This is a genomic window from Pseudomonas sp. P4_C4 (assembly GCF_056402055.1).
In genome coordinates this window covers 1-12,940 of the sequence record NZ_JBFUID010000062.1, presented here as the reverse complement: position 1 = coordinate 12,940, position 12,940 = coordinate 1, and the positions used below count along the sequence as shown (strand labels likewise).

Genomic DNA, 12,940 nt, shown 5'->3' with positions numbered 1-12,940 from the left:
TCCTAAACCAAGGCCTGCGCCTTGCCCCTTGTGGGAGCGAGCCTGCTCGCGATGGCGGCAGCACATCCAACATCTATGTGACTGTCTGATCGCAATCGCGAGCAGGCTCGCTCCCACATGGGTTAATAGTTAGCCGTAGAAGTGTGGGCGCTCTGGCAGGCCGACTTTGACAATCGCCCCGCTGTTCTGCGCCTCGATGCACGCATCTGCGGCGACGGCGGCGGCGAAACCATCCCACGCCGAAGGCCCGCCGACCTGCCCGGCTCGCACACCATCAATGAACGCCTGCAACTCAACGTCATACGCCGCGATGAACCGATCCTTCCAGTCCATCAGAATCGCGTTGGACAGCTTCGCCCCGCTACGTAATTGAACCTGCGACGGTTCCGGCAGTTTGGCGATGCCGGTCTCCCCCACCACTTCGCACTGGATGTCGTAGCCGTACTGGCAGTTGACGAACACTTCGACGTCGATGCGCGTGCCCTTGGCGGTTTCCAGCAGCACGATCTGCGGGTCTTTCAAATGGGCGTGGGCCTTGCTGGTCTTGCGTGGGAACACCACTTGCACCGAGACATAATCGTCGTCAAGCAACCAGCGCAGCACGTCCAGCTCATGAATCAGGGTGTCGGTGATCGCCATGTCGGTCTTGTAGTTTTCACCCACGGTCGGGTTGCGGTGGGCGCAATGCAGCATCAACGGCTCGCCGATCTGGCCACTATCGATCACTGATTTCAGCGCGCGATAACCCTCGTCGTACGGACGCATGAAACCGACCTGCACCAGACGCTTGCCGTGGGCCACTTCGGCCTCGACGATCTTGCGGCAGCCTTCGGCAGTGACCGCCAGCGGTTTCTCGCAGAACACCGGCTTACCGGCGGCTATCGCTGCCAGCACGAACTCTTCGTGGCTCGGCCCCCAGGAGGTAACGAGGATCGCCTCGACTTCCGGCGCCTTGATCAGGGCGTGACCGTCGGGATAAACCTCGGCGGTCAGCTTGAGATCGGAAACGACCTTGGCCGCTTGCTGCAAATTGATGTCGGTCACCGCCACGACCTGGCTGTTGAGCAAGGCCTGGCTGCAACGACGGATGTGGTCCTGGCCGATGGCCCCGGTGCCGATGACGCCAATGCGCAGTGAATCAGAGAGCAATGACATGAAGATTCTCCTGTGAAAATTTGTTGTTGGTTTCAGGGGCAATCAGTATTGACGGGCCTTGGCCAGTCGTTCGTTCAGGGTCTTGGCCACCGCATCGGTACGGGCACTGTTGGAAACCTGCGCCACACCGACCCGCCACCACGACAGGTATTTGTGAATCATGGTCTTGGGCAAAACCTTGATATCGATCAGCGTCGAAACCGTCTGCAAGCGCGCATCCGCCAGGGCATCCTTCAGCTCTTCAACGGTGTTCACCTTGTAAGTCTTGCAACCATAAGCCGCCGCGCTCATGGCGAAATCCACCGGCACGAAGCCGCCATCGAGCTTGCCGGTTTCCGGGTTGCGGAAGCGGAACTCGGTGCCGAAGCTATCCATGCCGTGTTCCATCTGCAGGTTGTTGATGCAGCCAAAGGTCATGTTGTCCAGCAGCACCACGTTGATCTTGCGCCGCTCCTGAATCGAGGTCGCCAGTTCGGAATGCAGCATCATGTAAGAGCCGTCGCCCACCAGCGCATAGACCTCACGATCCGGCTCGGCGAGTTTCACGCCCAACGCAGCGTTGACCTCGTAACCCATGCAGGAATAGCCGTACTCGACGTGGTAGGTGTTCACGCCCTTGCTGCGCCAGCTGCGCTGCAAGTCGCCAGGCAAGCTGCCGGCGGCGGCGACGATCACTGCGTCGTCCGCCAGGGTTTCATTGAGCACCCCGAGCACGCGGCTCTGGGTCAGGCAGGAGCCGGTCAGCTCGATGAATTCGCGCAGCACTGCCGGGTCCATGTGGTCGTTGATTTCCGGGACGAAATCCTTGGCCTGGTATTCCACTTGATAGATGCGATCGACTTCCTCATCCAGTTGCGCCTTGGCCTGACGGGGTTGATCGCCCCAGCTCGAGCGATAATCACCCAGCGCTTTGGCCAGCACCGACAAACCGGTTCTGGCGTCCGCCAGCAATTGCACGCCGTCGAGTTTCAGGGCATCGCAAGGGCTGATATTGAGGTTGAGGAATTGCACCTCCGGGTGCTGAAACAAGGATTTCGAGGCGGTGGTGAAGTCGCTGTAACGGGTGCCAATGCCGATGATCAGATCAGCGTCCCTGGCCAGCGAATTCGCCGCCAGGCAACCGGTTTCGCCGATACCGCCAACATTCAGCGGATGGCTGGACACCACTGCACTCTTGCCGGCCTGGGTTTCGGCGAAGGGAATATCGAAGCGCTCGGCGAACGCCTGCAACGCGGAGTTGGCGCCAGAGTACTTGACCCCGCCGCCGCAAATGATCAGCGGTTTACGCTTGCCTTTGAACAGCGCCAGCGCATCACCCAGCATCGCTTCGGTAGCCGGACGACGTTCGATACGGTGCACGCGTTTTTGCAGGAAGTAATCGGGATAGTCGTAGGCCTCGGCCTGCACGTCTTGCGGCAAGGCCAGGGTCACTGCGCCGGTTTCGGCGGGGTCGGTGAGCACGCGCATGGCGTGGATCGCCGCCGTCATCAGTTGCTCGGGACGGTTGATGCGGTCCCAGTATTTACTGACAGCCTTGAAGGCATCGTTGGTGCTGATGCTCAGGTCGTGGAACTGCTCGATCTGTTGCAACACCGGGTCGGGCTGGCGGCAGGCGTAGACATCGCCGGGCAACAGCAGCAAGGGAATACGGTTGGCTGTCGCGGTGGCGGCAGCGGTCAGCATGTTCGCCGCACCAGGCCCCACCGACGAAGTGCAAGCGTAGATCTTGCGCCGCTGGTGTTGCTTGGCGAAACCGATGGCGGCGTGGGCCATGCCTTGTTCGTTGCGCCCCTGATGGACGATCAGGTCGCCACTGTCCTGCTCCAGGGCCTGGCCCAGGCCCAGCACGTTGCCGTGGCCGAAGATGGTAAAGATCCCGGCGACGAATTTACTCTGGACCCCATCGACCTCGATGTACTGGTTATCGAGGAATTTCACCAGGGCCTGGGCCATGGTCAGTCTTGTTGTGGTCATGTCCGATCCTTTCAAATGCACACCCAATTCCTGTAGGAGCTGCCGAAGGCTCGGGCCGCGATCGGACGATCTTTTGATCTTGATCTTAAAAAGCCAGATCAAAAGATCGCAGCCTCGTTTCACTCGACAGCTCCTACAGGGAATGTGTCAAGCCAAAGTGCTCTTCAGGTGATCCATGCTCGCGCCGATCGCCCGTTCGATATCCGCCAGCCCATGCACGCTGTCGGCGAACGGTTCGAACGACAGGTAGCCGCTGTAGCCGGTAGCGAGCAAGGTGTCGATCTGCGCCGCATTGCCGAGAATGTCGCCTTCGCCCACCAGCACCCGGTGACCATCGCGAATGGTCGCCAGCGGGGCCCCGGCATCCTCGACCCCGGAGATGTGCACCAGCCCGGTCAACTCGGGGAAAAATTCATGCTCACTGGCCAGGTGATGGTGGAAGGTGTCATGCACCAGACGGAACACATCCAGCCCGCCGATGGCCTTGATCGCGTCCACCGCCGTGCGTTTACGGCGCAGCGAGCACTCTTCGAAACCCAGCGGTTCGATGAACCCGAGAATCCCGTGATCGCGCAGGATCGGCGCCAGCTGACTCAACGCCGTACGCAGACCTGAAGCGCGCTCGGCTTCGGTACGCGGGTCGGCACGGTCGTTCAACGGGCACATGACCAGCCCTTGCGCGCCGCAGTCCCGGGCATAAGCAGCGAGTTTCGAGGCCTGCTCCCGGCGCTCGTCGTTCCACACATCAAACGGATACAGCGCGTTGATCGAGAGCACGGTGATGCCTTTGGCCGTGCACAACTCACGCACGCGCTCGGGTGCGGTGCCGTCTTCTATCTCGACGCCTTTGAGGTCATTGCGGATCTCGATGGCGTCGGCCTTGAGGGTCACCGCCAACTCGATGAACGCGGGCAGGGACAAACGTGGGGCGACCATACGGTTCAGGGCGAAACGCAGGGGTTTGCTCATTATTGTTGTTCTCCGCACAAGTGAATTATTTGGCTGTCGGCATACTGAATTCAGGGCCCTTGGCGATGCTGTCGGGCCAGCGTTGCATCACGCTTTTGTAGCGGCTGTAGAAGCGGATACCTTCTTCGCCGTAGGCATGGTGATCACCGAACAGCGAGCGCTTCCAGCCACCGAACGAATGCCATGCCATGGGCACCGGAATCGGCACGTTGATGCCGACCATGCCGACCTTGATGGTGCGGGCGAAGGCTCGGGCAATGCCGCCGTCGCTGGTGAAGCAGGACACACCGTTGCCGAATTCGTGGGCGTTGATCAGCTCCACCGCGCTGGCGAAGTCCGGCACACGCACGATGCCCAGCACCGGACCGAAGATTTCCTGTTGGTAGATGCTCATCTCGGTCGTGACCTTGTCGAACAGCGTCGCGCCAACGAAGAAGCCATTCTCGGCGCCCGGCACCTTGAAATTACGACCATCGACAATCAGCTGCGCACCTTGAGCCACACCCTGGTCAATGAAGCCTTCGACCTTGGCCTTGTGCTCGGCTGTCACCAACGGCCCCATATCGTTGTCACCCTGCAGGCCATTGCCGACCTTGAGCTGATCGATGCGTGGCAGCAACTTGGCAATCAAGCGGTCGCCGACGTCGCCCACCGCCACGGCAATCGAGATCGCCATGCAGCGCTCACCGGCTGATCCGTACGCCGCGCCAATCAAGGCATCAGCAGCTTGATCCAGGTCCGCATCGGGCATGACGATCATGTGGTTCTTCGCCCCGCCCAGGGCCTGCACGCGCTTGCCCCGGGAGGTGGCTTGCTGATGGATGTACTCGGCAATCGGCGTCGAACCGACAAAGGAAATCGCTTCGATGTCCGGGTGTTGCAGCAGCGCATCGACTGCAGCCTTGTCACCTTGGACCACGTTGAACACTCCATCCGGCAGACCGGCTTCAGTCAGCAACCGCGCCATCAACAAACTGGCGGACGGATCGCGTTCGGACGGTTTGAGGATGAAGCAGTTACCTGTGACCAGCGCCAGCGGAATCATCCACAGCGGTACCATCACCGGGAAGTTGAACGGCGTAACCCCGGCACAAACACCCAGCGGCTGGCGCAGGTTCCAGTTGTCGATGCCGCCGCCGATGTTGTCGCTGAATTCGGTTTTCAACAGGTTCGGCGCACCGCAGGCGTACTCGACGATTTCGATGCCACGGGTGACTTCGCCCTTGGCGTCGGAAAACACCTTGCCGTGTTCACGGCTGATGATTTCTGCCAGTTCGTCGTGATGGCGGTCGAGCAATTCCTTGAACTTGAACATCACCCGCGAACGGCGCAGGGATGATTGCTCGGACCAGGCTGGAAAGGCCTTGAGGGCCGATGCGACCGCCTCGTCCACGGTCCTCTCGCTGGCCAACCCGACCCGTGCCTGCACGCTGCCGGTGGCCGGGTTGAAGACATTGCTGAACCGCTCACTGCCGGTGTCTTGCACCTGACCGTCGATGTAATGGCCGATTACCTGGGCGTCGCTCATCGTTATTGTTCTCCGTGCAGATAGTGGAATTCAGACCTTGGAATTCAGAGATCCAGCAGCCAGCTGTGCTGCGGATCGTTATGGAACTGCCAGACGCGTTTCGGACCGGCCATCACGTTCAGGTAATACGACTCGTAGCCGTACGGCACACTGACCGGGTGATACCCCTTGGGCACGACCACCAGGTCGCTGTTTTCCACGGCCATGGCCTGATCGATGCTGCGATCGTCGGTGTACACCCGCTGGAACACGAAGCCCTGGGGCGGGTTGATCTGGTGGTAATAGGTTTCTTCGAGAAAGCTCTGGTGCGGCAGGTCGTCGGTGTCGTGCTTGTGTGGCGGGTAGCTTGAGGAATGTCCGGACGGCGTGCGCACTTCGACCACCAGCAGTGAATGGGCTGGCTCGGTGTCCGGCAGGATGTCGCAGACGTAACGGGTATTGGCGCCCTTGCCGCGCACGCTGCGCTTCATCGTGTCGGGTTTGATCAGGCGTGGGCTGTAGGAGCTGCCGAAGGCTGCGATCTTTTCGCTGCTAGCTTCAGTAGTGAAGCCAGGCGCGGAACACACGGCGATTTGCACATCACTCAGGGCGACCACCTGGGCTTGACTGCCGGGCGGCAAGTACGCGGCGAACGGAGACTTGTCTTCGAACACCGACTGCCGATCGCCAATGTTGTCCCAGTCGAACGCGCCCTGCCCCGGCGCTTCACCCTTGATGCTGACCCGGCCGCTGAGCAGCACCAGGCACAGTTCTTTATCACCCGCCGAGACCGGCAGGGACTCACCGAGGCTCAGGCGGTAAGCGGCGAAGCCGACGTATTCCAGTTCCCCTTGCCCCAACTCGACCATGGTCCGGCCGCGTGAATTGCTTTTGACCAACAGGCTCATCGCGCGGTCCTCTCGTCGAGTAGTGCACGCAAGGTGTCGTAGCCCTTTTTCGCGTAGACATAACTCGGTGCCACCGCCGGATCCTGTTCGGCTTCGACCACCAGCCAGCCGTGGTAATCGGCGGCCAGCAGCACGTCGAGTAACGCGGAAAAATCGATGTCGCCATCGCCGGGCACAGTGAAGGTGCCGTTGATGATGCAGTCCGGGAAACTCCACAGGTTGTTGCGCGCCAGCTGCACGACCGGTTTGCGCACGTCCTTGAAATGCACGTGGCAGATGCGTTCGATGTGTTTGCGCAGCACCTGCAACGGTTCGCCGCCGCCCATGTAGCAATGGCCCGAATCGAACAGCAGGCCGACTTCGCTGCCAGTCAACGCCATCAGTTTGTCGATGTCGGCCGGGGATTCGACGTAAGCGCCCATGTGGTGGTGATAGGCCAGACGCACACCCTGGGACAGGGTGAAGCGCGCCAGTTCGGTGAGCTTGTCGGCGTACTCCTGCCAGGCCTGTTCGGTGTGCAAGCGCGGGCGTTCGACCAGAGGAATGCGCTGGCCCTGGATGGAGTCCGCGACCTCGCCATAGACCAGCACCTTGGCGCCGTTCTTCGCCAGCAGCTCGACATGACTACCGATGGCGTCGATTTCCTCGGCCACGGAACGCCGCGCCAGACGACTGGAGTACCAGCCGGACACCAACGCCAGGTCATAGGGCCGCAGCACGTCGCCGACGCCTTTGGCGTCCTTGGGGAATTTACCGTTGAGTTCAAAACCTTCGTAACCGATTTCCTTGCCTTCGCTCAGGGCGGTGCTCAATGGCGTCTCGCCACCGAGGGACGGCAGGTCGTCGTTGCTCCAGGAGATCGGGTTGATGCCAATTCGGATAGCGGGCATGGCTGCACCTTTTATTGTTTTACATAACCATTGAATGCGGCACTAAACCCTGTGGGAGCGAGCTTGCTCGCGATGCTTTTGGTGCCTTTGAAGGCCCCATCGCGAGCAAGCTCGCTCCCACAGGTTCAGTGTTCACACATTGAAAATGTTCAGTTCCGCGCCGCACGCCAGGCATCGATCAGTTCAACGAACGTGCCCTGCACCTGGCGAATCAGCGCCTCATCGTCGATTTCCCCGGCCAACCACGCACGGCTCGGCTCCTGGAAAATCGTCCGGCCCACGGCGAACCCGCGGCAGGTCTGGCTCTGACTGGCCTGTTGAAAGCCTTCGGCCAACGCTGATGCCGGGGCGTTCAAGCCCAGCAGTACCACACCTCGGCAGTACGGATCGCGTTCCTGGATCAGTTCGTCGAGTTGCTGCCACTCCTCGGCGCTTTGCGCTTCGATCTTCCACCACGCCGGGTAGATGCCCAGGTTGTAGAGGCGTTTGAGGGCGCGATACAGCACGTCCGGGTAGGCCGAGGGGTGATCCTTGGGCGGGATGATTTCCAGCAGCAGTTCATGACCGCTGACCTGGGACGCCTGATACAAACCCTTGATCTGCGCCTCCTGTTCCAGACGCAGCAGAGGCTCATCGTCGGGATGAAATTGCACCAGGCACTTGATGATCTGCTCTTGCGGCCAGGCGATCAGGTTGCTGCCGATGGAGCGACCGTGTTCGAAGGCCAATGGCCGCGAACCCTGGACTTCCACCGGCCGCGCCACCCACCAGCCGCGACCGGTGGCGGCATTCAGTGAATCCTGGCCGAAACGTTGATCGGCCAGCAGCCCGACATCGGCGTCGATGCCTTGCTCGCGCAAATCGGCTTCGACCCGCTCCACGGCCTGGATAAAAAGTTGCTTGAGTTCGCAGATGGCGTTGAGGTCACGGCCGCCCTTTTGCGCCAGTTCCACCAGTTGCCAACGATGGTCGAAGGCAAAGATGAACAGTTGCTTCCACTGTTTGCGCGGCACGCTGACCTGATGCAGGCGCTGCAACACCGCGTCCTGGTCCGGACGGGTAATCGGCACCGGGCTGTTGAACAGGTAATCCAGTTCGGCGCGGGTCGGCATCGCCGGGGCGCAGGCATGGCGCGACACCACCAGGCCGCCGCAGGCGTTGGCCAACTGGCAGCAGCGCTCATCGCTGGCGTCCTCCAGCCAACCACTGAGGAAGCCCGACATGAAGGCATCGCCGGCCCCCAGCACGTTAAGCACTTCCACACGCACGCCGGGATAAATCGCACCGTCTTCAAGACGGGTCGGGATCTCTCCATGAATCACCGTGCAGCCTTGCGGGCCGAGCTTGACCACCAGGGTCGCCACGCTCAAGCGTCGGACATTGCGCAGCGCAGTGAGCAAATCCTCGGCACCACCGGCAATCAGGAACTCTTCTTCAGTGCCGACGATCAGGTCGAAACGCGGAAGGATTTTCTGCACATGCTGGCTGACGTTCTGGTCGGCGACGAAACGGGTCTCACCGTCCGCCTTGCCGGCCAAACCCCAGAGCACCGGGCGGTAGTCGATATCCAGCACCCGCTTGACGTTGTGCTTCTGTGCATAGTCCAGGGCCTGGATGCTCGACTTGTACACACCGTCGGTGGAGAAATGCGTGCCGGTGATCAGCAAGGCTTTACTGGAAGCGATGAAGGCTTCGCTGATGTCTTCGGCCCGCAGTGCCATGTCGGCGCAGTTTTCGCGGTAGAAGACCAAAGGAAAGGTTTCGCGGTCCTTGAGCCCCAGCAGGACCATGGCGGTCAGGCGTTCCGGATCGACCTTGATGCCACTGACATCGCAGCCTTCACGGGCCAGGGACTCAACGAGGAAGCGCCCCATATGGTCGTCCCCTACCCGGCTCAGCATCGCCGACTTGAGCCCCAACCGCGCGGTGCCGAAGGCGATGTTGGCGGACGAGCCGCCGAGGTACTTGGCAAAGCTGCTTACATCCTCCAGCCGCGCCCCGACTTGCTGCGCATAGAGGTCGACGCCTAGGCGCCCCAGGCAAATCAGATCCAATTGACGCCCACTGGCAAAACGAGTCTGGCCCATGCTGGCTCCTGTTATTTTTATCAGCCTGCGTTCGGGGCGATGGCCGTACCGAACACTCTTGGTGGATGCAGACTAAAACGACCGGGACCGAACAATCAATAATTATTCCAAATATTTTTACATGGAATATTTTTTCCAATAAGCTTTAGCACAAGCGTTCCAGAAGCAGTGCATCGTTTCAGCAAGCTTCACACTGCTGCAAGCTCAAGATTTTATTCGGGCCTACCCTGTAGACTGCGCACAGCCAACCTATTGTCAGGGGACGAGGTGAAAAATCGTCCCTATAAGAACAAGCCAGAAGGATTTCCTCATGTCCCGCACCGATCAGCCGGCTACGACCGAGAGCACGTCCGACAGCGATCTCACCAGCCCCCCGATCAATGCCGAGCGTCTGCTGCAGCTGATCACCGATGAATACGAAAGCCTGCCGCGCCAGCTCAAACGCATCGCCAGCTACATGAGCCAGCAGAGCGACCGGATCATGGTCGACCGCATCAGCGACATCGCTCGCGAGTGCGAAGTGCACCCGTCGGCCATCGTGCGGTTTTCCCAGCGTTTCGGCTTCAGCGGCTTCAGCGAAATGCAGGCGCTGTTTCGCGAGGCGTATACCCACAAGACCACGCCGGTGCAGAACTACCAGCAGCGCATTCGCAGCATGATCGCCAACAAGTCACAGAAGGCCAGCGGCGGCGACCTGGCGCGCGAATGCATCAACGCCACCCTGTCGGGCATCGAACGGCTGGGGCTGGAACTCGATGACCAGGCCTTCGACAAGGCCGTGGATCTGGTGGTCAACGCTGACAACATCTACGTGGTCGGGGTACGCCGCTCGTTCGCGGTGGCCGATTACCTGGTCTACAACCTGCAACACACCAACAAGCGCATCCACCTGGTATCGGGGCTCGGCGGCAGTTACCGCGAGCAGATGCGCAGCGTGCGCGCCAATGACCTGGTGATCGCCATCAGCTTCACGCCGTACGGCAAGGAAACCCAGCACTGCCTGCGCATCGCCCAGCATCATCAGGCGAAAACCCTGATCATCACCGACAGTAACCTTTCGCCTTTGGCCAAGCGCGCCAACACCGTGCTGCTGGTCAACGAAGGCAGCTCGTTTGCCTTCCGCTCGTTGAGTGCGACCTTGTGCCTGTGTCAGGCGCTGTTTATCGCCGTGGCTTATCGACTGGAATTGAAAGTCGATGAGATTCACGAGCAGGTCGGGTTCGAAGACTGACCGAGACACTGGCGTTACGGCGCCGCGCGCAGCGAAAAACTCCCACACTTGCACGCGAGCGCTCAGCGGCCACATGTAAATATTTATTCCATAATTGATGAAAAGGAATTTTTATTCTATAAACGGGTTTCCTGAAAACAAAAACCAAAGGATCCTGTCATGCGCGAACTCGGAATCGGACTCATCGGCACGGGTTTCATGGGTCGTGCCCATGCCCTGGCCTTTCGCAACGTCAGCGCAGCATTCGAACTGCCCTTCACGCTTCGCCTCGCCGCCCTGGCCGACGCCGATCCCGTTCGTGCCCGGGCATGCGCCACTGCCTGGGGCTTTGAGCAGGCTTATGGCGACTGGCAGCAATTGATCGACGACCCCAAGGTCCACCTGATCGCCATCACCACCCCCAACCACCTGCACTACCCGATGGCCATGGCCGCGCTTGCCGCTGGCAAACCGGTGTACTGCGAAAAACCGCTGGCGGTGAACCTTGAACAGGCCAATGCCATGCACCTGGCGGCCAAGGATGCGGGCGTGGTCACCCGTGTCGGCTACAACTACCAGCACAACCCGATCATCGGCCTGGCGCGGGAGTTGATTCAGAGCGGCAAACTCGGTGAGATCATCAGCTTTCAAGGTGAATTCAGCGAAGACTTCATGGCCGATCCAGCGTCCCCCTGGTCGTGGCGCTGTGAGGCCGAACATGCCGGTGGCGCGCTGGCGGACCTGGGCAGCCACTTGCTGGGCATGGCGCGCTATCTGCTCGGCAATGTCGAAGCGGTATGCGCCGATTCCCAGACCGTGCACCGCCAGCGCCCGGCCACAGCCGGTAGCCAGGAACAACGCACAATTGCCGTCGACGACCAGGCCCATGCGTTACTGCGTTTTGCCAGCGGCGCGCGTGGCACCTTCAGCAGCAGTTGGCTCAAGCACGGCTACAAGAATCACCTGAGTTTCGAGATCAGTGGCACCCAAGGGACCCTGTCATTCGATCAGGAGCGTTTGAATGAGTTACGCCTGTGCCGTGTCGGCCAGGACGGCTTCCAGCGTTTACTGGCCGGGCCGAACCTGCCCGGATATGCAGCGTTCAGTCCCGCGCCGGGGCATCAGTTGGGCTACAACGAGTTGAAGACGCTGGAAGTGCATGAGCTGATCATGGCCTTGGCCGGCCAAGGACAAGCCGGCACCGATTTCGAGCAAGCCTTGGAAGTGGAACGACTGGCGACGGCGATTCGATTGGCGGCACAGGAACAGCGCTGGGTCAACATCAACGAGGTTTGATCGCGGATAATGCCGCCAATAGGCGGTAACAAGTGCGCTCGCACCATGTGCCTTTTGGTCTCTACAACGCACCCTTAGTTGATCTGTATCGATGAATCGCCATCGATCGATTTATCAGGCTATAGCGCTGTACAACCAGGAATGACCTCAACCACGCCATCCAATGTACTGGCATCACTCTAAACAATTGCCCCATCCTTTTTGCTCGACCCCTTCAAGCCCGCCCATGCGGGTTTTTTCGCGTACTACTTACTGTAGGCGCGCCTCTTGGTGCTACGCTTTTCTTGTGCATGGAGGAAGCGCGATGCCAGAAGATCTTACCCCCGCCCCGCTCAATCCTTCCGACGAAGACTCTATTGCCTTCGGACATACTATCGATGAGGTTGCTGCCTGGATCGACCACCGCGGTTCTACGTGTGTGTCTGATCGCGTCAATATGCCAAAGTTACATACCTGGGTGTTCAACAAACCCCAACGCCTGCTTTCTAACAATCTAACGACTATCAATTTAACTCGCATGGAATGCGTAGTGCTTGACTTATTAACAAGCAGCGAGGAACGCGTTATCAGCAACGAGGACATCCTTATGAAGTTAAATAAGGACCCTTATAATTACAAAGGATTGCTCATGTGCCTCAGTAGACTGCAAGCGAAATTCAAGAAGTTTACTAAAGGCGACAACCTCCTCCGTTCAGTAAGAAGTCGCGGTTACTGCCTTATCCAAACAATAAATCCTGAATGAGTTTTAAGTCTCCGGTTCATGGATGTAATGCTGTTCAGTTAAGCGAATGTGGCCCTCTGTAGGAGCGAGCTTGCTCGCGATGGTCGTTAACGATAACGCGTATTTACTGGCTAAACGCGGCGCTCTTGAGTCCGCGAGCTTGCTCGCGATGGTCGTTAACGATAACGCGTATTTACTGGCTAAACGCGGCGCTCTTGAGTCC

Annotated in this window: 10 protein-coding genes; 3 read left to right on the top strand and 7 right to left on the bottom strand. The window is 59.7% G+C overall.

Annotated features, from left to right (window positions below):
* Positions 1-129: 129 nt before the first annotated feature.
* The 7 genes from iolG to AC1DXW_RS25480 form a co-directional block, all read right to left on the bottom strand.
* Positions 130-1,155 (bottom strand): bifunctional inositol 2-dehydrogenase/D-chiro-inositol 1-dehydrogenase, encoded by a 1,026-nt coding sequence (iolG, locus tag AC1DXW_RS25510; protein ID WP_477755745.1) that lies wholly within the window; start codon positions 1,153-1,155, stop codon positions 130-132.
* Positions 1,156-1,197: 42 nt separating this feature from the next.
* Positions 1,198-3,129: a 3D-(3,5/4)-trihydroxycyclohexane-1,2-dione acylhydrolase (decyclizing) gene (gene iolD / locus AC1DXW_RS25505; RefSeq protein ID WP_477760607.1), complete on the bottom strand. Its 1,932-nt coding sequence runs from the start codon at positions 3,127-3,129 to the stop codon at positions 1,198-1,200.
* 147 nt (positions 3,130-3,276) lie between these two features.
* Positions 3,277-4,098, bottom strand: a complete 822-nt coding sequence (locus tag AC1DXW_RS25500) for a TIM barrel protein (RefSeq protein WP_477755743.1) — start codon at positions 4,096-4,098, stop codon at positions 3,277-3,279.
* Between the two features lie 25 nt (positions 4,099-4,123).
* Positions 4,124-5,626: a CoA-acylating methylmalonate-semialdehyde dehydrogenase gene (locus AC1DXW_RS25495; RefSeq protein ID WP_477755742.1), complete on the bottom strand. Its 1,503-nt coding sequence runs from the start codon at positions 5,624-5,626 to the stop codon at positions 4,124-4,126.
* Between the two features lie 44 nt (positions 5,627-5,670).
* Entirely contained in the window at positions 5,671-6,513 is an 843-nt protein-coding gene (gene iolB, locus AC1DXW_RS25490; RefSeq protein ID WP_477755741.1) for a 5-deoxy-glucuronate isomerase, read from the bottom strand.
* Positions 6,510-7,403: a myo-inosose-2 dehydratase gene (iolE, locus tag AC1DXW_RS25485; protein ID WP_477755740.1), complete on the bottom strand. Its 894-nt coding sequence runs from the start codon at positions 7,401-7,403 to the stop codon at positions 6,510-6,512. Before iolE ends, iolB begins: the two co-directional genes overlap by 4 nt.
* A 149-nt stretch (positions 7,404-7,552) precedes the next feature.
* Positions 7,553-9,490 (bottom strand): bifunctional 5-dehydro-2-deoxygluconokinase/5-dehydro-2-deoxyphosphogluconate aldolase, encoded by a 1,938-nt coding sequence (locus AC1DXW_RS25480; protein WP_477760606.1) that lies wholly within the window; start codon positions 9,488-9,490, stop codon positions 7,553-7,555.
* A gap of 310 nt (positions 9,491-9,800) precedes the next feature.
* Here AC1DXW_RS25480 and AC1DXW_RS25475 point away from each other — a divergent pair, with 310 nt between their 5' ends.
* From AC1DXW_RS25475 to AC1DXW_RS25465, 3 genes are all read left to right on the top strand, one after another.
* Positions 9,801-10,721, top strand: coding sequence for a MurR/RpiR family transcriptional regulator (locus AC1DXW_RS25475; protein ID WP_477760605.1), 921 nt, complete (start codon positions 9,801-9,803; stop codon positions 10,719-10,721).
* A gap of 159 nt (positions 10,722-10,880) precedes the next feature.
* A complete protein-coding gene (locus tag AC1DXW_RS25470) occupies positions 10,881-11,996 on the top strand; it encodes a Gfo/Idh/MocA family protein (RefSeq protein WP_477760604.1) in 1,116 nt (371 codons plus the stop codon).
* Positions 11,997-12,300: 304 nt separating this feature from the next.
* Positions 12,301-12,738 carry a winged helix-turn-helix domain-containing protein gene (locus AC1DXW_RS25465; RefSeq protein ID WP_477756625.1) on the top strand — a complete coding sequence of 146 codons (438 nt, stop codon included), beginning with the start codon at positions 12,301-12,303 and terminating at the stop codon, positions 12,736-12,738.
* Positions 12,739-12,940: the final 202 nt, after the last annotated feature.